This is a genomic window from Sphingomonas sp. PP-F2F-A104-K0414, from assembly GCF_004340945.1.
In the GTDB taxonomy this organism is placed as follows: Bacteria; Pseudomonadota; Alphaproteobacteria; order Sphingomonadales; family Sphingomonadaceae; genus Sphingomonas.
The window spans coordinates 26,191-49,464 of sequence record NZ_SLYD01000005.1; the positions used below are offsets into that span (position 1 = coordinate 26,191).

Annotated in this window: 18 protein-coding genes; 8 read left to right on the top strand and 10 right to left on the bottom strand. The window is 65.0% G+C overall.

The window, feature by feature from the left end:
- Positions 1-15 precede the first annotated feature (15 nt).
- A complete protein-coding gene (locus C8J46_RS12650; RefSeq protein WP_132739747.1) occupies positions 16-1,311 on the top strand; it encodes an MFS transporter in 1,296 nt (431 codons plus the stop codon).
- On the opposite strand, the gene C8J46_RS12655 is transcribed toward C8J46_RS12650, so the two are convergent.
- Entirely contained in the window at positions 1,298-3,562 is a 2,265-nt protein-coding gene (locus C8J46_RS12655) for a glycoside hydrolase family 3 N-terminal domain-containing protein (protein WP_132739749.1), read from the bottom strand. The two genes, C8J46_RS12650 and C8J46_RS12655, sit on opposite strands and share 14 nt — an antisense overlap.
- 220 nt (positions 3,563-3,782) lie before the next feature.
- On the opposite strand from C8J46_RS12655, the gene C8J46_RS12660 reads away from it, so the two are divergent.
- The 3 genes from C8J46_RS12660 (at position 3,783) to C8J46_RS12670 (ending at position 9,426) form a co-directional block, all read left to right on the top strand.
- Positions 3,783-4,814: a LacI family DNA-binding transcriptional regulator gene (locus C8J46_RS12660; protein ID WP_132739752.1), complete on the top strand. Its 1,032-nt coding sequence runs from the start codon at positions 3,783-3,785 to the stop codon at positions 4,812-4,814.
- 32 nt (positions 4,815-4,846) lie between these two features.
- Positions 4,847-7,906, top strand: coding sequence for a TonB-dependent receptor (locus C8J46_RS12665; protein ID WP_243643367.1), 3,060 nt, complete (start codon positions 4,847-4,849; stop codon positions 7,904-7,906).
- Between the two features lie 68 nt (positions 7,907-7,974).
- Positions 7,975-9,426: a glucoamylase family protein gene (locus C8J46_RS12670; RefSeq protein WP_132739754.1), complete on the top strand. Its 1,452-nt coding sequence runs from the start codon at positions 7,975-7,977 to the stop codon at positions 9,424-9,426.
- Between the two features lie 55 nt (positions 9,427-9,481).
- On the opposite strand, the gene C8J46_RS12675 is transcribed toward C8J46_RS12670, so the two are convergent.
- The 3 genes from C8J46_RS12675 to C8J46_RS12685 form a co-directional block, all read right to left on the bottom strand.
- Entirely contained in the window at positions 9,482-10,744 is a 1,263-nt protein-coding gene (locus C8J46_RS12675) for an FAD-dependent oxidoreductase (RefSeq protein ID WP_132739757.1), read from the bottom strand.
- A gap of 199 nt (positions 10,745-10,943) precedes the next feature.
- A complete protein-coding gene (locus C8J46_RS12680) occupies positions 10,944-11,933 on the bottom strand; it encodes an SGNH/GDSL hydrolase family protein (protein WP_132739759.1) in 990 nt (329 codons plus the stop codon).
- A gap of 482 nt (positions 11,934-12,415) precedes the next feature.
- Complete coding sequence (locus C8J46_RS12685) at positions 12,416-13,798, bottom strand: helix-turn-helix transcriptional regulator (protein ID WP_132739762.1); 1,383 nt, start codon at positions 13,796-13,798, stop codon at positions 12,416-12,418.
- 198 nt (positions 13,799-13,996) lie between these two features.
- Between C8J46_RS12685 and C8J46_RS20855 the strand changes: the two genes are divergently transcribed.
- From C8J46_RS20855 to C8J46_RS12695, 3 genes are all read left to right on the top strand, one after another.
- Complete coding sequence (locus C8J46_RS20855; protein ID WP_164913371.1) at positions 13,997-14,161, top strand: hypothetical protein; 165 nt, start codon at positions 13,997-13,999, stop codon at positions 14,159-14,161.
- A gap of 172 nt (positions 14,162-14,333) precedes the next feature.
- Positions 14,334-15,320, top strand: a complete 987-nt coding sequence (locus C8J46_RS12690; RefSeq protein ID WP_132739764.1) for a cation diffusion facilitator family transporter — start codon at positions 14,334-14,336, stop codon at positions 15,318-15,320.
- Positions 15,321-15,376: 56 nt separating this feature from the next.
- Complete coding sequence (locus C8J46_RS12695) at positions 15,377-16,045, top strand: hypothetical protein (RefSeq protein WP_132739767.1); 669 nt, start codon at positions 15,377-15,379, stop codon at positions 16,043-16,045.
- Here C8J46_RS12695 and C8J46_RS12700 read toward each other — a convergent pair.
- Together C8J46_RS12700 and C8J46_RS12705 are read right to left on the bottom strand one after the other, a co-directional pair.
- Positions 16,042-16,695, bottom strand: a complete 654-nt coding sequence (locus C8J46_RS12700) for a DUF4893 domain-containing protein (RefSeq protein WP_243643368.1) — start codon at positions 16,693-16,695, stop codon at positions 16,042-16,044. The two genes, C8J46_RS12695 and C8J46_RS12700, sit on opposite strands and share 4 nt — an antisense overlap.
- 78 nt (positions 16,696-16,773) lie before the next feature.
- Positions 16,774-17,559 carry a 3-hydroxybutyrate dehydrogenase gene (locus tag C8J46_RS12705; RefSeq protein WP_132739769.1) on the bottom strand — a complete coding sequence of 262 codons (786 nt, stop codon included), beginning with the start codon at positions 17,557-17,559 and terminating at the stop codon, positions 16,774-16,776.
- Between the two features lie 102 nt (positions 17,560-17,661).
- Between C8J46_RS12705 and C8J46_RS12710 the strand changes: the two genes are divergently transcribed.
- Positions 17,662-18,579 carry a neutral zinc metallopeptidase gene (locus C8J46_RS12710; protein WP_132739772.1) on the top strand — a complete coding sequence of 306 codons (918 nt, stop codon included), beginning with the start codon at positions 17,662-17,664 and terminating at the stop codon, positions 18,577-18,579.
- 55 nt (positions 18,580-18,634) lie between these two features.
- Here C8J46_RS12710 and C8J46_RS12715 read toward each other — a convergent pair whose 3' ends face one another.
- The 4 genes from C8J46_RS12715 to C8J46_RS12730 form a co-directional block, all read right to left on the bottom strand.
- Positions 18,635-18,916, bottom strand: a complete 282-nt coding sequence (locus C8J46_RS12715) for a DUF427 domain-containing protein (RefSeq protein ID WP_056418405.1) — start codon at positions 18,914-18,916, stop codon at positions 18,635-18,637.
- An 11-nt stretch (positions 18,917-18,927) separates the two neighbouring features.
- A complete protein-coding gene (locus tag C8J46_RS12720; RefSeq protein WP_132739775.1) occupies positions 18,928-19,284 on the bottom strand; it encodes an ArsC family reductase in 357 nt (118 codons plus the stop codon).
- A gap of 73 nt (positions 19,285-19,357) precedes the next feature.
- On the bottom strand, positions 19,358-20,482 hold the full coding sequence (locus C8J46_RS12725; RefSeq protein ID WP_132739778.1) for a Ca2+-dependent phosphoinositide-specific phospholipase C: 1,125 nt from the start codon (positions 20,480-20,482) through the stop codon (positions 19,358-19,360).
- On the bottom strand, positions 20,482-23,151 hold the full coding sequence (locus C8J46_RS12730; RefSeq protein ID WP_132739780.1) for a TonB-dependent receptor: 2,670 nt from the start codon (positions 23,149-23,151) through the stop codon (positions 20,482-20,484). Before C8J46_RS12730 ends, C8J46_RS12725 begins: the two co-directional genes overlap by 1 nt.
- Positions 23,152-23,274: the final 123 nt, after the last annotated feature.

Genomic DNA, 23,274 nt, shown 5'->3' on the forward strand with positions numbered 1-23,274 from the left:
CTACCGCGTGACCCTATGATCCGACGTCGTAAATCGTCGTCCGTGCGCGGCACGCTGGTATTGTTCAGTGCCGGGGACTTCGCGTTCAATCTCTACTGGCAGGCGATCAGTCTATATCTGCTATTCTACTATATCGACGTGCTGGCGTTGCCGCCGGCGACCGCGGGTATCGTTTTCATGATCGGCGCGATCTGGGACGGGATCGCGGATTTCGCCGCCGGCGCGGCAGCGGAGCGGATGCGGCTTTCCTATCGTCGGCTAGTGGGATGGGGTGCGCTGCCGCTCGGTCTGGCATTCGTAGCGATGTTCGCGGTCCCGGCTGGTGCAGCCGCCTGGGCGCTGGCGACACAGGTCGTGTTCCGCACGCTCTATGCCTTCACCAACATACCCTATGCCGCGTGGACGACGCGGGTCGCGCCGACCAGCCGGGAGCGCTCGTTGGTGGCAGGTCTGCGGATGGGGTTCGGCGCAGCGGCAGGCGTTTTGGTCGCCTTGGCCCTGCCCTGGCTGGTCCGAGGTACCGGCACCCACGCCGCCGCGACCGCGCTGCTCGCAATGCTGGGCGTGCCGGTGCTGATCGTCATCGCATGGCGCGTTCCCGAACCGACACCGCCCGTTTCGACATCCGACCATCCCCGGATCCTGTCCGGGCTTGGCGCACTGGTTCGCAATCGCGCGTTCGTCGCGCTCAACATCGCAGCGGCAGCGGGCGGTGCCGCGACCGCGCTGACCAGCCAATCGGTGCTCTATTTCTTTCGCTATGTGCTCCACGACGCGCCTGGTGGCCCGCACGCGCTGGCCGGCATGGCGCTCGGCAGCCTGGTGGCGGTGCCCCTCTGGACGGCGGTCGCGAGAGCCCGGGGTGCGCGGACCGCCTGGATCGTTGCTGGAGTGTTCGCGCTTCTGTTGCCCGCCGGGTTCGCGCTGATCGCAAGCCCCGGCACCACCGCGACGGCAGCGTTCCTGCTGGCGATGCAGGCAGCGTTCGTCGGCGTCTCGGTGGCGGCGTGGACGCTGTTGCCCGATGCGGTCGACTGGGGCGAAGCGCAGAGCGGCAAACGCGTCGAGGCGCTGGCGTTCGGCAGCTTCGCGCTGGTGCAGAAGATCGCGCTCGCGGGCACGGGATTCGCGATCGGTGCGGTCTATCAGGCGAACGGGTTCGTGGCCGGTGCGGCGCAAGGCTCGGACAGCTTGTACGCGATCCGGTGGCTGATGCTAGCGGGCCCCGCCTTGCTGATCGCGGCGATGCTGGTGGCGGTGATCGCCATCCCGCTTCGCCGCGATACGCTGTTGCAGGTCAGGCGAGCGTGAACTCGCCGGAGACGCCCTCGGCCTGCGCCGAAGGGGCGACCCATATCTGGAACCGGCCTGGCTCGACGGTCGGTTTCAGGTCTCGTCCGACGAACAGCAGGTCGGCCTTGCGCAGGGTGAACGCCACGACCTGGCTCTCGCCGGGCTTCAACATGACCTTACGGAACGCCTTCAGCTCGCGGACCGGGCGCGTGACGCTGGCGGCTACGTCGCGGATGTAGAGCTGCACCGTTTCCTCGGCAGCCCGCGTGCCGGTGTTGGTGATCGTCGCGCGCACGGTCAGCGCACCGCCACTCGCCATCTGCGCTGTACCGAGGTCGAGGCCGGCATAGCCGATCGTGCCATAGGTCAGGCCGTGGCCGAACGCGAACAACGCGTCGTTGGCGAACTCGCGGTAATGCGCCTTGTATTCCGTCAACGGCCCCGGCGGGTTTGGACGACCGGTGCTCTTGTGATCGTAATGATAGGGCTCCTGGCCCGTCGCGTGCGGGAATGAGACCGGGAGGCGCGCGGACGGCCCGGTCTTGCCGAACAGAACGTCGGCGATCGCTGGACCGTCCTGCGAGCCGAGGAACCAGGTGACGAGGATCGCGGGGGCGTCGAGCACGGCACCGCCGAGCGCCAATGCGCGGCCGTTGCGGAGTAGAACGACGATCGGCTTGCCGGTTGCCGCGACCGCGTCGACCAGCGCCATCTGCGCGGCCGGAATGACGATGTCGACGCGCGACTGTGCCTCGCCCGACATGCGCTGGCTCTCGCCGATCGCGAGCACGACGATATCGGCGGCTTGCGCGGCAGCGACGGCGGCGGGGATGCCGCCAGCCAGTGGATCGTCGACACCCGAACCGAGCGCGATGCTGACGAGCGACGGATCGGCAACCGTTGCGCGGACGCCAGTTGCGAGGTCGACCGCTTCGGCATCGGTGCCGTAGACGTTCCACGGGCCGATCAGGTCGTGCTGGCCTGCCGCGAACGGACCGATCAGCGCGATCCGCTTGCCTTGCCTCGGCAGCGGCAGGAGACCGCCGTCGTTCTTGAGCATGACGATCGACTTCGCACCGGCCTCGCGGGCGAGCGCGAGGCTCTCGCGCGTGCGGATCCGGGTCTTCTCGCGGCGCGGATCGATCCGGCGGAACGGGTCGTCGAACAGTCCGAGCTGCACCTTCAGCGCGAGCACGCGGCGGACGGCCTCGTCGAGCCGCGCTATCGGCACATCGCCGGACGCGACCAGATCGGGAAGGTGCTTGAGGTAGAACCCGCTCTGCATGCTCATGTCGACGCCGGCCATGAAGGCGAGCTTGGTCGCTTCACGCGCATCCGCGGCAAAGCCGTGCGCGATCAGCTCCTCGTCGCCGGTATAGTCCGAGACGACGAGGCCGCCGAACCCCCATTCGCGCCGCAGCACGTCGGTGAGCAGCCAGGGGTTGGCAGTGGCGGGGACGCCGTTGATCTCGTTGAACGACGCCATGACAGTCGGCGCCCCCGCCGCAAAGGCCGACTGGAACGGCGGGAAATACGTTTCGCGGAGGGTGCGTTCGGAGATGTCGACCGAGTTGTAGTCGAGCCCCGCCTCGGCCGCGCCATAGGCGGCAAAATGCTTCGCGCACGACGCGACTGCATCGGGCGCCGCTAGACCGCGTTCGCCCTGGAACCCGCGCACTCGGGCGGCAGCCATCATCCGGCCGAGCAGGACGTCCTCGCCCGCACCCTCGACGCCGCGACCCCAGCGCGCGTCATGGGCGATGTCGACCATCGGCGCGAAGGTCCAGTCGATCCCCGACGCAGCAGCCTCGGCCCCGGCCGCGCGCGCGGTCCGCCGGGCCAGTTCCGGATCGAAACTCGCGGCCTCGGCCAGCGGCACCGGGAACACGGTCCGCAGCCCATGGATGACGTCCGCCGCGAACAGCAACGGGATTTTCAGCCGCGACTCGCGCATGGCAGCGGTCTGCATCCGCTGCGCCATCACTGCGCCGTTGCCATTGAACACACCACCAAGCCGCCCCGCCCGAACATCGGCAAGTTGACTATCGAAACTGGCGGTCCCGCCGGCCGGGTTGAGCGATGTTGCTGCGCCGCCAGCCCAGGCCGCCGCCATCAGCGTCAGCTGGCCGGCTTTTTCCACCGCCGTCATCCGGCCGATCAGCGCCTCGACCGATGCGGGCAAGGCCGCCGTACCGCCCCTCGCCTGCTGGAGCAGCGCGCGTGCGGGACTCGCCGCCCAGGCCGTCACCGCGGCGGCGCCCATCATCATCGCCCGCCGTGAAATCGCCGTTGAATTCGCCCGTGAATTTGTTGCCACCGTCATCCGCTCACCCCTGTCCATGCCTCTAGCGATCGCGCCGGCACACACCGGAAAGACGATCGTCGCAAGGTTCTTGATCCCTGCTTCTGGATCATGTAACCGGTTACATCAAGAACAAGATGCCGATCGCAAAACGGAAGATCGGTGCCAGAGGGGATCCTGACGCTTCATGCCGCACGCCACTGTCCGTGATATCGCCCGCGAAGCCGCGGTGTCGGTGGCGACCGTGTCGCGCGCGCTGAACGGGCACAGCAACGTGCGCCCCGAAGTACGCGAGCACATCGAGAGCGTCGCGTTGCGGCTCGGTTATGTCCCCCACGCGGCGGCACGCCACCTGAGCTCGGCGAAGTCGGGGATGATCGGCGTCGTCGTCCCCGACCTGCACGGCGAATTCTTCTCCGAACTGTTGCGCGGCATGGACCGCGAGGCGTCCGAGCGCGGCCTGTATTGCATGATGATGGTGATGCACGGCGATGCGCAGCGCGGCGTCGCGGCGTTGCACGCGATGCGCGGCCGGGTCGACGGGCTGGTGGTGATGGCGCCGCAGGTGTCGGCGGACGAACTGCTCGCGCACCTGCCCCGCGGCATGCCCGCCGTGCTGGTGAATTGTGCGCCGGGACACTCGGGACGCACCGAATTGCGGATCGACAATGTCGCGGGCGCGTCGGCGCTGGTCGAGCATTTGATCGCGACCGGCCGTCGGCGGCTGGTCCATATCTCAGGGCCAGCGGGCAACATCGATGCCGACGAACGACTGCGCGGCGCGCAGGAGGCGTGCGCGCGCGCCGGGCTTCCGCTCCGCGTGCTGGCCGGCGACTTCAAGGAGCCATCGGGCGCCGCTGCCGCCGCGACGTTGGTCGAGGAGGGCGCCGATATCGACGCGATCTTCGCCGCCAACGACATGATGGCGATCGGCGCGATGATGACGCTCAAGCGTGCCGGCATCGTCGTCCCCGACCAGATTGCGATTGCCGGATTCGACGATGTTCCGCTGACCCGGCTCATCTCGCCGTCGCTCACCTCGGCGAGCATCGACATCGCCAGCTTCGGCGCCAGCGCGGTCGCCCGGCTCGTGAAGGCGATCGCGGGCGACGACGATGGCGGTGTCGAGCAGCGCGTACCGATCGTGATCGTGCGCGAGTCCACCGGGCCGAGGCTGAGTGCCCAGCCCAATCAGAATCTTTCCAACGTCCACAACTAGAAACCCGAATAATCGGGAATAGGGGAACTACCATGAACAAGATGATGTTGCGTGCGGCGGTCGTCTCGCTGACTGCGCTGTCCGGCGGGCTGCTGTATGCGCCTGCCCCGGCGGCTGCGCAGGTCGGCCAGGCTTCGCTGCGCGGCACGATCACCGCACCCGCCGACAATCCGGTCGTCGAGGTCAGCGCGATCGAGATTTCCACGGGCTTGCGGCGCACCGTGCCAGCGGATGCCCGCGGCGCGTACAACTTTGCCTCATTGCGTGCGGGCACCTATCGGCTCGAGATCAAACAGCGCAACGGCACGCGCAATTCGGACGCGCTCACGCTGCGCGTCGGCCAGGTCGCCGGGCTCGACCTCGACTTGTCCGCGCCTACCGCACCCGCTGCGACCACCGGCGCCGAACCTGCCGGCACCCCCGGCGCCGATGTGCCAGCCACTGGTGCAGCCTCCGGCGGTGACGAGATCGTCGTCACCGGCAACCGCATCCGTTCGCTGTCGGGTGGCCAGGTCGGCAGCGTCATCTCGTCGCGCCTGATCGAGCAACTGCCGCAGAACAATCGCAACTTCCTCGCCTTCGCCGATCTCGCACCGGGCGTCCGCTTCCTCGAGGATTCGAGCGGCACGTCGCGCATCCAGGGTGGCGCGCAGGACAGCCGCACGGTCAACGTCTTCATCGATGGCGTCAGCCAGAAGGATTATGTTCTCAAGAACGGTATCACTGGCCAGGACACCAGCTCGGGCAACCCCTTTCCGCAGCTCGCGATCGGCGAGTATCAGGTGCTGTCGTCCAACTACAAGGCCGAGTTCGACCAGGTGAGTTCGGTCGCGATCACCGCGGGCACCAAGTCGGGCACCAACGAGTTTCACGGTGAGGCGTTTTTCGACTTCACCAATCAGGATCTGCGCGACCGCCGCCCGAGCGAGATCTTCCCGACCAACATCCCCAAGGCGGACACCAGCAACAAACAGTTCGGCGCCGCGCTGGGTGGCCCGATCATCAAGGACAAGATGCACTTCTTCGGCACCTACGAAGGCAAGCGCATCTCCAGCCCGTATGACGTCCGCCCGAACAACGACTTCCCGATCTCGTCCGTCCCCGAGCAGTATCGCGATAATTTCGGCACCTTCGCGCAGACATTCAAAGAAGACCTGTATTTCGGCAAGATCGACATCGTGCCGACCGACAACGACCTGATCGAGCTGTCCGGCAAGTACCGCAAGGAATCGGGTCTCCAGAACACGACCGGGATCGACGCGGCGAGCACGTCCACGCTCAACAAGGTCGACGAAAAGCGCGGGCTGCTGCGCTGGCAGCATACCGGCAACCAGTGGATCAACGATGCGCGCCTGTCCTATGAGGATGCGGTCTTTTCGCCGACGCCCGCCAGCGACGGCATCACGCAATTCTTCCAGGCGACCCAGCGGTTCGGAACGGCCGTCTCGCGGACTGACCTCTTGCGGTTCGGCGCGGGCAGCAACTTCCAGTCGAAGGGCCAGAAAGGCTGGACGTTCCAGGACGATTTCACCTTCACTGGCTTCCAGGGCCATACGATCAAGGTGGGCGGCAAGGCCAAATGGGTAAAGCTCAATTCGCTCGAGCAGAACCTGACCAACCCGCTATACACCTATGACGTCAACGCGATCCCCGGCGTCGCCTTCAACGACACGCTGCCCTATCGGCTCCAGTTCGGTGCGACGACGGATGCCTCGGGTAACGCGACGGTCCGGTCCAAGAACTTCCAGATCGGCTTCTATGCGCAGGACGATTGGGACGTCACCAGCCACCTCACGCTGAATCTCGGCCTGCGCTGGGACTATGAGCGGACCCCCGCCTATCTCGATTACGTCACGCCAGCGGTCAATGTGGCTGCGGTGTCGCCCGAAAACTATCCGAACCTCATCGGCGCCGATTATAACATCAACGACTTCATCACGGACGGCAGCAAGCGGAAGGCGTTCAAGGGTGCGTGGCAGCCGCGTCTCGGCTTCACCTATCGCTTCGACGAGGCGGGCCGCTTCTCGATGTTCGGCGGCTATGGCCGGTCCTACGACCGCAACCAGTTCGACTTCCTCCAGCAGGAAGTCAGCCAGGGCCGGTTCCAGGTCCGCAGCTTCAACTTCATCGGCAACGACTCGGTCAATCCCTGCACGCCGAGCCAGACCTGCATAGCCTGGAATCCGATCTACCTGACCGATGCCGGGCGCCAGCAACTGCTCGGCGCCGCGACCGGCGGCGGCAGCGAGTTCCGCTTCATGAAGAACGACCTGAAGGTGCCCTATTCGGATCAGTTCAGCCTTGGCGTGCGCGGTCGCTTCTCGCCGGTCGAGCTGGAGGTCGGCGTCACGCATATCGAAAGCAATGACGGGTTCGTCTTCCTGCTCGGCAATCGCCGTCCGGACGGCTCGTTCTTCTTCAACGATCCGACCTCGGCGACCGATATCCCGCAATCGCCCTTCACCTTCACGCCCAGCGGCTACGGCTCGATCATCCTCGGCAGCAACGGCCTGAAGACCAATTCGGACGCGGCCTATTTCAAGCTGACCAAGGTGTATTCGGCATCTTCGCCGTGGAGCATCGACGCCACCTACACCTATACCCGAGCGGAAGAGAACCGGCAGTTCGGCGAGACCTATTCGCTCGATTATGCACAGATCTCGGACTATCCGACGCTGCGCTCGTCCGGCGTGCCGCGTCACCGGTTTGTGATCGCGGGCAGCGTCGACACCCCGATCGGCGTCACGTTCTCGAGCAAGTTCCAGATCGAATCGCCGAGCTTTGTGAAGGGCTTCATCGACAATGCGGATCCGTTCGGGCGTGTCCTGGTCGGACGGCAGACGGCCGGCCTCGGCGATGCCTGGGGTCGCCGTCAGCTCGATTTCGCCTTCACCAAATATGTTCCGATCGGCTTCGTGAACGATCAGGCGCGGGTCCGGATGCGGCTCGATATCCTGAACGTGATGAACGATCGCAACTATGTCGACTTCAACGCCAATGCGAGCGATCCGGCCTTTGGTCAGCGGTCGTCCTACAGCATCGGTGGCAACGCACCGCGTACCGTCAAGCTGTCGGCGGGCTTCTCGTTCTAAGACACACCAGCGGGACGCGGTTACACCGCGTCCCGTTTCTACTCGCTTATCAGTAACCGAAGGACGCCATGATCGATCGCAGGCAGTTGCTGGGCCACACGACGTTGGGCCTGGCGGGACTTATGGCCGGCTGCGCGATGCCGTCCGCTACTCGGCTCGGCAGCGGGACCGGCGCCACGACCGGTACGGCTAGCGGCACGGCGATGCCGACCGCGCTGCTCGCCGATCTGCATCAGCGCAGCTTTCGGTTCTTCTGGGAGACGACGGATCCGGCGACCGGGCTTGCACCGGATCGCTGGCCGACACCGTCGTTCGCGTCGATCGCGGCGGTCGGGTTCGCGCTGACCGCGTACCCGATCGGGGTCGTCAACGGCTGGATCACGCGTGACGAGGCGCGGACTCGCACGCTCGCTACGCTGGAATTCCTTGCCGCCGCGCCGCAGGGCGACAGCAAGAGCGACGATAGCGGCTACAAGGGGCTGTTCTACCACTTCCTCGGTACCACCAAGGGGCACCGGTTCGCGCGTGCGGAACTGTCGACGATCGACACCGCGCTCCTGATCGGCGGCGTGCTGTTCGCGCAGAGCTGGTTCGACTCGGATCATCCCGGCGAGATCCGGATCCGGGCGCTTGCGGATCAGCTATATGCGGCGATTGACTGGAGCTGGATCGTGCCGCGGCCGCCGTTTATGTCGATGGGCTGGCACCCCGAAAGCGGCTTTATTCCGCACGACTGGAACATCTTTAACGAGGCGATGCTGCTTTACGTATTGGCACTCGGCTCGCCGACGCACGCTTTGCCGGCGGAAACCTGGGACGCGTGGACCGATCGCTTCGACGCGCAGTGGACCGACAAATGGGGCGGCGAACCGCATATCCATTTCGCACCGCTGTTCGTGCATCAATACAGCCATTGCTGGATCGACTTCCGCGGCATCCGCGACCGCTACATGGCGAAAAAGGGCATCGATTATTTCGAGAACAGCCGCAGAGCGGTGCGGTCGCAGCGGGCGTATGCGATCGCCAATCCGGGTGGGTGGACCGGCTATGGCCCCGACGTCTGGGGACTGACCGCGTGCGACGGACCCGGCGATTTCACGATCGACCTCGGCGGCCGCAAGCGCGAGTTCTTCAGCTATTCCGCGCGCGGGCCGGACGATCGTGACGACGGCACGCTGGCACCGACCGCCGCGGCCGCGTCGATCGCGTTCGAGCCCGAACTGGCACGCCGCGCGATCGAGACGATGCACGGTCGCTACGGCACGCAGATCTACGGCAAATACGGGTTTCTCGACTCGTTCAACCCGACGCTGACCGCAGCGTCGGCCCCGCTGAAGCATGGCAGCATCAATCCGAAGATGGGCTGGGTCGACGGCGATTATCTCGGGATCGACCAGGGTGCGATCGTCGTCATGATGGAGAATTGGCGGACCGGGCTGGTGTGGTCGACGATGCAGCGCAATCCGCACATCCGCCGTGGGCTGGAGCGCGCGGGCTTCACCGGCGGGTGGCTGGCCTGATCGCTGCCGCCTGCACCGTTTCCCGCACCACGTGCAGCCTCGGCTCGCGGATCGTTCAGTGCTCGATAGCGGCAACACCCAGTGTCTTGAGCTCGATCGACGTATCCGCCAGCACTGCTGCATCCACCTCGACCGATCCGGTGACCAGTGCGCGGCCCTGAACGTAGTCCCGTACGCGGTTGATGCAGTCCAGTGCGATTACCCGCCCACGCCGCAGATAAATTAGCGAGAAGCTCCGAGTAGCCGGATCGCCGCGTAGCACCGTCTGGTCGTACCCCGACGAGAGACCGACCGTCTGGAGCTTCAGGTCGTATTGATTCGACCAGAACCACGGCACCGCGTGATACGGCTCAGGCGTGCCCGTCAGCGTCTTTGCGACAATGGTCGCCTGGTCATTGGCATTCTGCACCGATTCCAGACGGATCACCTGTCCCTCCGCGAACGCATTGGCATGCGCAGCACAATCGCCGATCGCGAAGATATCCGGCACTGTGGTGCGACAATGATCGTCGACGCGCACGCCATCGCTGCCATTCGCACCGCCATCGGCGCCGGCGTCCAACAGCGGACCGACTGCGGGCATAATGCCGATCCCGACGATGACCATCTGGCAGGGCACGACATCGCCGTCGACGAGGCGGACACCGCTGACCACCCCCGCAGCGCCTTCGATACCCGAGACGCCGACACTCGTGCGAACGTCGACGTCGTGCGCGCGGTGTTCAGCTTCGTAGAATTGCGACACGGCCGCACCCGTGACGCGCGCGAGCACGCGGTCCTGGGCCTCCAGGACGGTTACCCGCTTGCCGAGCTTGGTGAGCACCGCGGCCGCCTCGAGCCCGATATACCCGCCACCGATCACGACGACGCGATCGACGGCCGGCAGCTCCGCGATCATTCGATCGACATCCGCGCGCGTCCGTACGCTGTGAACGCCGACCAGATCATGCGTCGCGCACGGCAGACGCCGTGGCACCCCGCCGGTCGCCCAGATCAACGTTCCGTATCCGACCGCGACGCCCTCGGCGGTGGTCACGGTGTGTGCGTCGGGATCGACCTCGACGACCGTCTGCCCGGGCAGGAGCGTGATCCTACGATCGTCCCAGAAACTTGCCGGCCGAAGCAGGATGCGCTCGAACGGCTTGTCGCCCGCGAGATACTCCTTCGACAAAGGTGGTCGCTCATAGGGCAGCGAGGGCTCATCGCCGAGCAGCGCGATCGTTCCGTCGAACCCGCGTTGGCGCAGCGCGATCGCCGCCTGCGACCCGGCATGCCCTGCACCGACGATCAGGACGTCGTAGCGATCAGGAAACGGCATGATCGATCCTCGCAGAAATATCAGGTGGCGTGGCGCGCGGGGTCGCGCATCCGCGGGCGGGGGGAGCGACGGAAGACATGCAGGCTGGCTATTGGCAAGCCTCGCGGACGTCAACGCATCGGGAGCACCCGCCCCCATTACAGCAGCATCGCGCGCGCCGGGACCGGAACGATGGTTGTGTCCGCCGACCTGCTGCGCGTCAGTCGGTCTGGTCGGTCACGCCCGGCTCGCCGATCTCTTCGGCGAGAATGCCGGCAATCTGTCCGACGCGGGGACCGTGATGGCGCTCGCCCTTGCGTAGCACGGCCTTCGGTTCGAGATCGAGTTGCCGAACGATGAAGTTGCGCGATTGTGGCAGGGTACGAAGCCAATAGGAAAAGCGTCGATAATAGCTGAATTCATCATAGGCGGTCGCCTTGTGCGCCATCCCCCCGGACGCGACTTCGAAAATTCCCGTCGCCGGCCCCATGGCGAACAGCAACCCGCGAAACGTCAATCCCTCGGGCAGAGTGCCGCGCAGCACGGCGCCCGCCGCAAGCTCGACATACGGCAGTTTGATACCCTTGCGTTCCATCACACCGGCCACCGGACCGAAGCTGGTTGCAGGAATATACCGGAAACGGCCTTCGCAAACCGTATCGGTATGATTGGCCCAGGGTCGATCCCGGACGATGCGACGCAGGAACGCGGTGATCGCATCGGCATAATACGCAGCCCCCAGCGGTGTAGTATGCGTACCGTCGCGCAACAGGTCCGCGAGGCGCCCCTCCGCCTTCGCTTCGACCATAGTATCGGTGAGGTCAAGCAGTGGCAGGTCGTCCTTTTCCGCCAGGGTGCGGATCGCTCGGATCAGCCGATCGGTCCGATAATCGACCGGGCCGCGGAACAGGTTGACGAAACACGGCATCGCACCGGCCTGCCGCACCTGCGCGACGATCTCCGCCAGCTCACGGTCATAGCGATCCGGATCAGCCTCGGCATAGCGCAGACAGGTGGCAATCTCGAACAGCACGTAATCGTACCGATCGTAGCGCAGCAGCCGCCCGAGATAGGGCACGACAGGAATGGCGGCGCCGCCGAGCGCCTTTCTTTCGACCGCGATCTCGCCCGACAAGGCGCGTCTGACCAAGGGAACGAAGCCGGCGGTTTCTTCCGTGACGCTGAAACCGAATATCAGAACACGCGCCATTACACTTCCCCCATGCGCCCCAAATCACCAGAGGACGCAAATTCCGGTTAGCGCACGGGCTGTCTTTTGGGTACCCTTACGAATGCACTGAGCGCTGACATGCTGCTGGTTGGTTAATAGGTTTGGGCGAATACTCTACGGACTGGTGGAAAACCGTGGTTTTGATGGTTTTCTTCATTCGGAGATGATCACATCATCTTAAAGTATCTAGTCTATGATTTCATTCGATTTTTCCGCTGATCGCCGTCGCTTGTCTCGCCCTTTTGGAAACAGTCTTTCCAGCATGACGACTGTAACGACGACCAAGGCGAACACCGTGACGAGGAATATCACCGCGTCCGATGTCCAGTCTATGTTAATCAACCGCATGTTTTTTGCTTACCATTTCCTGTGGCGCGAACGGAAGATATAGCGGAATGACACCAAATCGCCAGCGGGAAGCTTTGCACAACGCGCAATGATCCCGGTGTGTTGCCACGGTGTCAGTCGCCCGCAAACGTCAGTGCCGACGTACGCCGCTCGCGTTCGTTGATCAGCAGCGCCCGCCCTGCCGGCGCGATCGAGCGTTGCGGACAATCATTACGAAAGCAGGCGCGGCAGCCGAGACCGATCGGCATCGCCCTCCCCGCCAAGTCGAAGCCGCTTGCCGCCGCCAGCACGCCGGCCTGCGACGCAGCAACGCCGAGACCGATCGCGAACTCGGCATGCACCGCACCGAAGCGACTGCCTTGCGGCGTCACCGTCCGCGCCATCGTCAGCCAGCGCGCACCATCCTCTAGCTCGACCAGTTGCACCATCAGGCTGCCAGGCCGGTCGAACGCGTGGTGCAGTCGCCACAACGGGCAACGCCCATCCGCCTCGACCAGTGCAGCACCGCTTGCGCCGGGGTAGCGCTTCGATGCCTGCCCAGCGCGATCGATCCGGATCATGAAAAAGGGCAAGCCGCGTGCGCCGACGCGCTGCAACGTCGTCAACCGGTGTGCGACCTGCTCGAAACCCGCGCCGAAACGCCGTTGCAACAACTCGATGTCATACCCGGTGGCCTCGCAGCCACGCAGGAACCGCGCATACGGCATCATCAGCGCGGCGGCGAAATACCCGAGCAAATGGCGACGATAAAGCCTCTCGGCAGCGCGATCGGTGAAGCCCGCCCCCTTGGCCAGAGCGTCGATCTCCGCCTTTGCCTCGATCTGGCCGAGCTGGAAAGCGACCGCGAACGTGCGTGAGGCGGGGTCGAGCATCTCGCTCAGCTGCAACTGGCGCGCATGCAGGTCCAGCCGGCGCAGCATGTCCGGCAACACATCGGCGGGCAGCACCCTAATCGTCAGGCCATGCTTCGCGCGCAATCGTTCGGCGATCGCGCCATACAGATCGCCCGCACCAAGCCGCAGTTCGTCCGCCAACGCCTCCGCCGCCGCGTCGAGATCGGCGAAGTGGTTGCGCCAGCGTTCAATCTCGCGGCGTACCAAAGTCACCGGATCGTCGCCGGCTTCGGTCACCGCGCCATCGCCGATCCTGTCGAACACGCGCGCGAACGCCGCCGCGCCGCTGGGCGCGCTGGCGAGCCATTCCTCGACTTCGTTGCGGTCGATCTCGAGGTCGGCGAACATCGGGTCCGCCAGCCGGCGCCGGATCGCGTCCGCGCCGCCGCCGGGCTCGGCCGCGGTAAGCGACCGCGGATCGAAGTCGAAACTCTCCGCCAGCTTGATCAGCAGCGTCGCCGATACCGGACGCTGGTTACGCTCGACGAGGTTGAGATAGCTCGGACTGATCGCGAGCATGTCGGCCATCGCCGCCTGCGTCAGCCCCGCCCCACGCCGCAAGCGACGGATCGCATGCCCCGCCAGCAATTTCCGCTCCGCCATCGCAAACCCTCCTGTCACGATGTTTACAGATCGACAGTCGCAAGACAAGCTGCACGGACACCGCGACGCGGAGACGATGCGGTATTGCGTTCCAACCTGCCGGCCATCCCCGTTAGTACGTGTGCATCGCCTCTCTCGACCAGCCTCGCTGTAAAGAGAGAGACAAGACGATCCGTGTATCATCGAAGGAGGCAAGCCATGCAGACGACCACCGAACAACCCCGTGCCCGCGCCGTCTTCTCGACCAATGACTTCGCGCTGATGAAAGAAGTGCTCGGCGAAATGATCAGCAAGACCTCGATCGACGACGAGCGCCTGACGCGGATGAGTGCGCTGTACCACCGCCTCGGCCGGCTTGGCTGACGCGCTTCACACAGTTTCCTGGGGAGGAAAGGTACCCGCCGATGGCTCGTCCATCGGCGGGTATTCCCGTTCTTGATTATCCTCCCCCGGCAAGGAGAAGGTCGAGTGGCGATACCCAACCCGTTGCGAAGCCGGCCCTTTCCAATGGCCCTCCCTCGTGTAGGACGGCGGCATGGCCAAGACACTGACTGCTCGCATCAAGGACGACATCGTCCTCTATGGCGCCCTCGCCGCAAATCTCGGGATCGGCGTGGCTAAATTCGTGGCGGCCGGGATGACCGGATCGTCGTCGATGCTCACCGAAGGCGTCCATTCGGTGGTCGACAGCGGCAACCAGGTGCTGCTGCTCTATGGCCAGCGCAAGGCCAAGCGCCCCGCCGACGAGGCGCATCCGTTCGGCTATGGTCGCGAGCTGTATTTCTGGGCGTTCGTCGTCGCGATCCTGATCTTCGCGATCGGTGCGGGCGTGTCGATCTTCGAGGGCTGGCGGCATATCCGCGAGCCCGAGCCGCTGACCAGCCCGACAGTCGCCTATGTCGTGCTGGCGATCTCGTTCGCGCTCGAGGGTAGCAGCTGGACGATCGCGATGCGCGAGTTCGCCAAGGCCAAGGGCGATCTGGGCTGGTGGGACGCGATCCACCGGTCGAAGGACCCCGCCGGGTTCATCGTGCTGTTCGAGGATTCGGCGGCGCTTGCCGGCCTCGTGATCGCCGGGATCGGCATCTGGGCGAGCCATGCGTTCAACCAGCCCTGGATCGATGGTGCCGCGTCGATCGCGATCGGCGTGATCCTCGCGATGGTCGCGGTCCTGCTCGCCCGCGAGTCGAAGGGCTTGCTGATCGGCGAGCGCGCCGACCCCGCGGTGATCGCCACGATCCGCGGGATCGTGGCGGCGCATCCCGCGGTCGTCTCGGTCAATCACGTCCGCACGATTCACACGGCGCCCGAGAGCATCTTCGCAGCGATCAGTGCCGACTTCGACGATTCGGTGACGATGGGCGATGGCGAGACGATGATCGAGGCGATGGAAACCGAACTCCGCGCCGCCGTCCCGACGCTGTCGTCGATCTACATCCGGCCCGAGAAGCGTGAGAACGCGACGCTCGCACATACTCCTGCAACGCGGGACACCGCTGCTGTGACTACCACGCCACACTGATGAAAATCAGACTCATCCCACTGGCAAGGCTCGACATTCTTAAATAATATTGGGGAATGAGACCGCTATTTCGGCTGATCGCCCTGCTCTGCCTGTGCTTGGGATATGCGCTCCCCGCACAGGCTGCCGTTACCATCACCTTCTGGAGCCACGAGCTCGGCAACAGCTTTCCGCATGCGTTCTTCACGGTGCGCGGCGTACCCGACGCTGGCGGCGCGCCGGTCGACGCGAACTTCGGCTTTACCGCGAAATCGGTATCCCCGGCGCTGCTGATGGGCCCGGTCTCGGGCAAGCTCGACATCGCAAAGCCTACCTATGTCGCAGGCAGCGACGCGCAGTTCTCGGTGGTGATGACCGACGGCCAATATACGCAGGTGCTGAAGCTGGTCGACGCGTGGAGCGAGGGCAAGCCGGACAGCGTGTACCGTCTCGGCGATCACAATTGCGTCCACTTCGTCAAGGAAGCGGCGCGGATCGTCGGACTGTCGGGGCTCGACCAGCCCAAGCTGATGAAGAAGCCGCGCTCGTATCTGAAGGCGGTCGGCGCGGCGAACATTGGTCGGGTCATCCCGGTCGGGATGCACGGCAAAGCGTATCTCGCGAGCCTTGCGCCGATCGTGCCGGTTGGCGCCATACCCGCAACGTCGGCGTCGGCGTCCGCCGCGACCGCGTATCAGTCCGCGGCGGCAGCTCTTACTCAACCGACGTCCGCCTCGCCACGCTAGTTTGCGGGCACCAGTTCGACCACGTCCAGCACCGATTCGAACCTGGGATAGGGCAGCACGACGCGCCAGCGCTTGGCGCCGATCCGTTCGATCAACCCCGCCATGTCGCGATTGGCATCCCGGCCATAACGCATCGGCCGCTTCTCGTCGCCCAGCTCCATCGTCCCGAGAAAGACGGCCCGCGCGTTGGTGTCGGCGAAGATCGTACCGACCGGGCGCTGCGATCCGTCGAGCTTGACGAGGCTGACCACTTTCTCGCCGTCGTCGTCGCCCGTACCGATCCGGCAGGCGAACCATCCCGACATAGTGAAGGTCGGACCGATCCCGGCACGCGCGCCCAGCTTGTAGGTGCGGCACCGATACGCGCCTTCGGGCGGCAACGGATCGACGAGCGAGCGATCCGGGTTGAACAATATCGGATCGCCCGCGACCTCTTTGGGGTCGACTTGCGCTAGCGCGTCGATCCACGCACCGCGCCACCCCCTCAACCGCCCGCGATCGGCCTCGGTCGCGACCCGGCGCCAGTCCATGTCACGATCCTGACGATCGAGCAGCGGCACAGCGCCGACCTGCGCGACGCTGACGACGATCGACCCGCAGGTCACGATCGTCTTGCATGCGGTCGTCTTTAGCCAAGTCCGCATCGTCATCGTTCCTCTACACAACACAGATGCTATGCTTTTGGCATACCCGGCCGCAACGGCATTTATCCCGTGCCATTACGTTGCTCAGGCCGCGGTCCAGCCACCATCCATCGACAGGTTTGCGCCGGTGATCGCCTTGGCTTCGTCGCAGCAGAGGAACAGCGCGAACGCCGCCACCTGTTCGGGCGTGACGAATTCCTTGGTCGGCTGCGCGGCGAGCAGGACGTCGTTCATCACCTGATCGCGCGTCAGCCCCCGCGCCGCCATCGTATCGGGGATCTGGTTCTCGACCAGCGGGGTCCAGACATAGCCCGGCGAAATGCAGTTGACGGTGATGCCGTCGGTCGCCGTCTCCAGCGCGATCGTCTTGGTGAGGCCGGCGATCGCATGCTTGGCCATGACATAGGCGGACTTGTTGGGGCTCGCGACGAGCGAATGCGCCGACGCGGTCGAGATGATCCGGCCCCAGCCCTTCGCGCGCATGTGCGGCACCGCGGCGCGCATCATGTGCCATGCCGAGGACAGGTTGATCGCGATGATCGCGTCGAACTTGTCGATCGGAAAGTCGGCGATCCCGGCGACATGCTGGATGCCCGCGTTGTTGACGACGATGTCGACGCTGCCGGTCTCGATCGCTGCCCGCTCGACCATCGCCGCGATCTCGTCGGGCTTGGTCATGTCGGCCGGATCGTACAACGCGAGCGCACCGCTGGTTTCCGCCAATGCCGCGCGCTCCCGCTCGATCGCGTCCGCATCGCCGAAGCCGTTGAGCACCACCGCCGCGCCCTCGGCGGCAAACGCCTTGGCATAAGCGAGCCCGATCCCCGAGGTGGATCCGGTGATGACCGCGGTCTTGCCCTTCAGGAACATGCACACTCCCCAATCGCTTTGCGCAGCGGATTCGGCCGCCGTGCAACTCTAGCGCCACCTTGCGCATTTCGTTCCCAAGCAGAAACGAAAAGGGGCATATTCATGCGGCTCGACGATTACGATCCGAACATCAACGTCGAGGACCAACGTGGGTCGGGCGGCGGAGGCGGCGGCTTTGGCGGCGGCGGTGGCGGGCTGCTGATGGGACTGTTGCCGATGATCGGCAGCCGCTTCGGCTGTGGGGGGATCGTCGTCGTGCTGATCCTGATGGCCGTGTTCGGTGGCATGGGCGGTCTCGGCGGCCTGCTCGGGGGCGGGCAATCCTCCGCCCCGACCACCCAGAGCGGGCCGCCCCGTGCGGGCACGGACACGACATCGAGTTGCAACCTGACGCCCGAGAGCAAGGCCGCGTGCAACGCGTTCAGTTCGGCGGACAACACCTGGGAAGCGATCTTCCAGAAGAACGGCCAGCGTTTTGAAGCCCCCAAGCTCGTCTTCTTCGACGGCAACGGCCGTTCGGGCTGCGGTGCGGCACAATCGGCGATGGGGCCGTTTTATTGCCCGACCGACCAGGGCATCTATCTCGACACGAGCTTCTTCAACGAGCTGTCGACTCGCTTCAAGGCGAATGGCGACTTCGCGCAGGACTATGTGATCGCGCACGAGTTCGGCCATCACATCCAGAAGCTGCTCGGCACCAATGCGCAGGTCCAGCAGGCGCAGCGTCAGGCCAGCGAAACCGAAGGCAATGCGCTGTCGGTGAAGCTTGAACTGCAGGCGGATTGCTATGCGGGCGTCTGGGCGGCGGCGAACCGGTCGCGGCTCGAGGCAGGCGATATCGAGGAAGGCATGACCGCGGCGCAGGCGATCGGCGACGATACGCTACAGAAGCAATCGCAAGGCCGCGTGGTGCCCGACAGCTTCACGCACGGAACGTCGGCACAGCGCCAGACGTGGTTGAAGCGCGGGCTGGACAGCGGCGACCCAGCGCAGTGCGATACGTTCTCCGGCGCGATCTGATTGGACCCGACGATCATCCCCTCGCAAGGGGGAGGATCGTCGGTCCTATTGCGCCTCAGGCGACCGTCACGCCCTTCCAGAACGCGTAGCGGCCCTCGATCTCCGCCGCGGCCGATTTCGGGGTCGGATAATACCAGACCGCATCGACGTTGCGTTTTCCGTCGACGACCAGCGTCTTGTAGCTCGCGACGCCCTTCCACGGGCAGTTCGAGTGCGTTGCGCTATCCTCCAGCAGCGCCGCGTCGATGCTGTCCGCGGGAAAATAATGATTGCCCTCGACCACGACCGTATCGTCCGACCGGGCAATCTCGTGGCCATTCCAGGTTGCAACAGGCATTATAAACTCCTTCAAGCGTGACCCAGCCCCGCCACGTCATACCGATCGGGCGTGAACCCTACCAGCAGCGTCTCCCCCGCTTCGAGCACGGGGCGCTTGATCATCGACGGTTGCGCAAGCATCAGCGCGACCGCACGATCTGCGTCCAGATCTGTGCGTTCGGACTCGGGCAGCTTGCGGAACGTCGTGCCGCTGCGGTTGAGCACCACCTCCCAGCCCGCGATACCAATCCAACGCCTTAGCCGGTCCTCCGCGACGCCCTCTTTCTTGTAGTCGTGAAAACCGTACGCGACGCCGTGCGCGTCGAGCCAGCTACGCGCCTTCTTCATCGTGTCGCAGTTCGGAATTCCGTATAGTTCAACCGTCACGCGTTCATCCTCCATGATTGTCGACGTTTAGACGGCCATCGAAAGGGTGGCGAGAGCGCGGCAGCGGCGGTCCTCAAGGCGCAACCGTGCACGGCGCCCCGACGAGCACCGGATTGCACCGTGCCATCGCTCCACCGGGCAGTGTCACCGCGAAACCGAACCCCTGCGGGTCGGGAGCGCCCGGATAATAGTCGGTGCTGACCGCCTGCGCACCGCTGTCCGCCGCCGCCTTCGCCTTGGTCATGTCGTGCGTGCGCGCTTCGACGGTGTTGGCGTCGGTCCGCGTCCGGACGATCACGCCGGCCTTCACCCAGTCGCGGATGCGGGCGCCGTCGACCAACGGATCCTGGACGATCTGGATCGCGCTTTCGGGTTCACCGTCGAGATACCAGCCGAACATCGCCCGCCCCCGCAGCGATGGATGCCCCGCGCGATACGCGGCCGACACCGCCGGACGAACGTCGAACAGCACGTAGATCCGACCGCGCGCAGCGTCCAGCGTGGGCCAGCCCGTGTTATGCACGGCCGCCGCCAGCGTCGCAGCATTGCCCCGCACCTCGTCCGGCACGATCAATCGCCGTCCCGGTATCGCCTGGCGGATCTCACGATCGAGCGAGTCGAGCAGCCCGGCATTGTCTAGCGGCAGCGGTGCCGCGACCTGCGGCGACGCTTGCGTATCGGCGGCGTTGATCGTGATCATGATCGGCAGATGCCGCGGGTGCGCGCGCGACCAGACAAGCACCTCGCCGAGGCAACGCTGCAACGTCACGCAGGTCGAGATATAATCGATGTCGGGAACGTGGAACACCTTGTACCCCGGCCGCAGCATCGCCGCGCGATCGAACGCGGTCGTCTCCCCCGCCGCCCGTGCGAGCCGCTCGCCCTTCGGATCGGCATAGCGACCGCCTTGCGGATCCGCGAAGATGTCGATCTCCAGCTGCCGCACGCCGCGATCGAGCTGTGCGGCCAGCGGCAGATGATAATAATCGAGCGCCGCCGCGGTCTTCGGATCGCGCCGCCGCAGCTCGGCCATCATCGCATCGGGGATCTTCGCCTTGAAGCTGTTGTGCGAGCCGACGACCTGGATCTCGTTCATTCGCGCCGGCCCCTGCCCCGATGGACCGGCGGGCTTGGCGGCGTGGGTCGAGCCACCGATCGACAGACCGACCAGCAGCACCGCGAGTACGAGGGTCCGCATCAGAATTCTGCCCGCACGCCGAACAACACGGTCCGGCCCCAATAGTTGATTTCGCCGAAGCGGTTCTCGTCGTCGTTATAGGTGTAGAGATGCGCGCCCGACAGGTTGATGCCTTCCAGGCTGAACGTCACCCGGTCGCTCGCTTTGACCGAGATATTGCCGTCGAGCGATCCGAACGGCGCGGTGTAGACCGGCGCCTGCGTCGTGCTGCCGGTGCCCGACAGATACCGGTCGCGCCAGACGTACGACAGTCGCGTCGAGATCGGTCCCTTCTCGTAGAAGCCGCTAATGTTGGCGCTGTTCTTCGACAGCCCGATCAGTTCGTCGCGGATCGGCCGCGCGCCTGCGGTGTAGCTCGCCTTGACCGAGGTGTGCGTATAGGATGCCTGCACGCCGAGCCCGTCGAATGGCGCCGGCAGGAACGTGAAGACCTGATTGTACGCCGCCTCGACGCCGTACACCTTCGCATCGCCGCCATTGACCTGCGTCGACAGCAGCACCGTACCGCGACCGGGGATGTCGATGTTGACGTTCTGCTGCGTGATGTAATCGTCCATCGCCTTGTAGAACACCGCGCCCGTCAGCGAGCCCGCGCGATTGAAATACCATTCGAGCGAGCCGTCGAACTGCGTGGCCAGGAACGGCACCAGCTGAGGATTGCCGCCGCCCGCGGTTGGCGCATCGGTCGACACGGTGATCCGCGGCGCACTGTCGGTGACGTTCGGGCGGGTCAGCACGCGGCTCGCGGCGAGACGGCCGACTAGGTCGTGCGTCAGTTCGGCGCGCAGGTTGAAGCTCGGTAGCCAGTTGTTGAACGTCTTGGGAAAGCTCGCCGGCGTCGCAACGTTGCCCGTGGTCAGCGTGCCGCTCGCGACCTGATCGGTGTGGACATAGCGCACGCCGAGATTGCCGGTGACCGCCACCGAAGAGACGTCGAAGCCGTAATCGGCACGCGCATACGCACCCCAGATCTTCTCCTTCACGACGAATGACGAGCGTAGATCGCCCGCGGTCAGCGGCGAATTCTGCACCGCGGGGGTGAAGAAAGCGTCGAGATAGGCCTGCGTGACGGGCACCAGGAACTGCCGCAGCGTGTTGCCCGAGACGCCCTTCAGGAAATCGTCGTACGGCAATTGCTCGTAGGCGCCCGTACCGAGGCTGGACAGCGGCGTGTTGGCGGCCGGATTGACGTTGAAATCGCGGCGGAAATAATCGCGCTTGCGCCAGTGATACTCGCCACCCGCCGCGAGCTTCGTGATGAACCCGTCGAAATCATGCGACAGATCGGCGCGGGTGTAGAAATCCCAGTCCTTGCTGTCCTTGGGCGCGATGTTGAACTGGTAGAGCTGGTAATTGGCCGGGTTGGTCGCATCGGTCGTCGTCGTGAAAGTCGGGATCGTCTTGTACCCGGCGGACGCATCATAGGTCAGCGGCGCGAAGAAGATCGCGCGGCTGCGTACCGTGCCTTCGTTATAGTTCGGGTGATAGCTGTGCGCACTCGACCAGTTCACCGCACCCGATGCGTGCCAGGCATCCGAATCCCAGGTCTGTCGCAGGCCGATGTTGAGCAGGTCGTGGCGATTGAGGCTGTATTCGCGCGATGCCATGAACCGCACGTCGTTGATCGTCGCGCCGACCACCGTATCGCCGTCGAGCTTGACGCTGCCGGGGACGATCACCGGGCGATGCCCCGCGACGCTCGCGTCGTCCGGATAGATGTCGAGGCCGAATTCGTCATAGGCGACGTCGAGCCGGGTCGCGAGAATGTCGAGCGTCGTGAGAAATTCGGGGCTTGGCCGCCACTGCGCGGAAACCATGCCCGAGATCCGCTTGCGATCCTCGGTCTCGATCGTCGGCCGCGTGCGCGTCGGCGTGTAGAGCCCGGTCGCGAGACCGCCCGACGCGGGCGCGGTGAACTTGTCCAGATTCCAGCCGAAGTTCAGGAAGCGGTCGTTGCGCACCGCCTTCTGCCAATATTGCGCACCCGCCAGGATGCCGAACGTGCCGCTGGCGTTGGTCGCGCTGGTGATGACCGTCGCGTTCGGCTTCACCTTGTCGGTCTGGCTCGTATAGGTGCCGCGCAGATTGACCGTGGTCTTGTTGCCGACGTCGAGCGGGTGGAACGTCTTCACATCGATGTTCCCGCCGAGCGCGCCTTCGGTCATGTTGGCGGTGGGCGTCTTGACGACGTCGATGCTCGAGGTGAATTCGGCGGGCAGCATCTCGAAGCGGAACTGGCGGCCGTTCGCGCCACCATTCTCGATCAGGTCGTTCAGCGCGACCGTGCTGCCGTTGAGCAATGTGCTCTGGAACTGTGGCCCGAGCCCGCGGACGCTGACGTACAGCCCCTCGCCGCGAGGCCGAGTGATCGTCACGCCGGGGATCACCTGCAGCGCCTCGGCGACGTTCTGCGCCGGGAACTTGCCGATATCGGTCGAATTGATCGAGTCGACGCCGTAATCGGCACGACGCTTCGTCTCGGTCGCGGCGCGCAGGCTGCGTGCGTAACTGCCGGTGACGACGATCTCGCCATTCTCTTGGGTCGTTGCATCCGTCGAGGGGGATGTTTGTGAGGCCGCGTCCACGCGCTCTTGTGCCTGCGCGGTGGCAACACCGGACGTCAGGATAAGCGGAACCGAGGCCAGCAACAGACCTTTGATCATATGCATCGTTGATTTTTCCCCGTGGCGACGCTGCCACCCCCGGCGCCACTAGGTATCGTCTGCGTCACTTAAGCGAACGTTTCGCGACAGTAACGTTACGTAAGGTAAACTTGTTACGTGCCGCGCCGA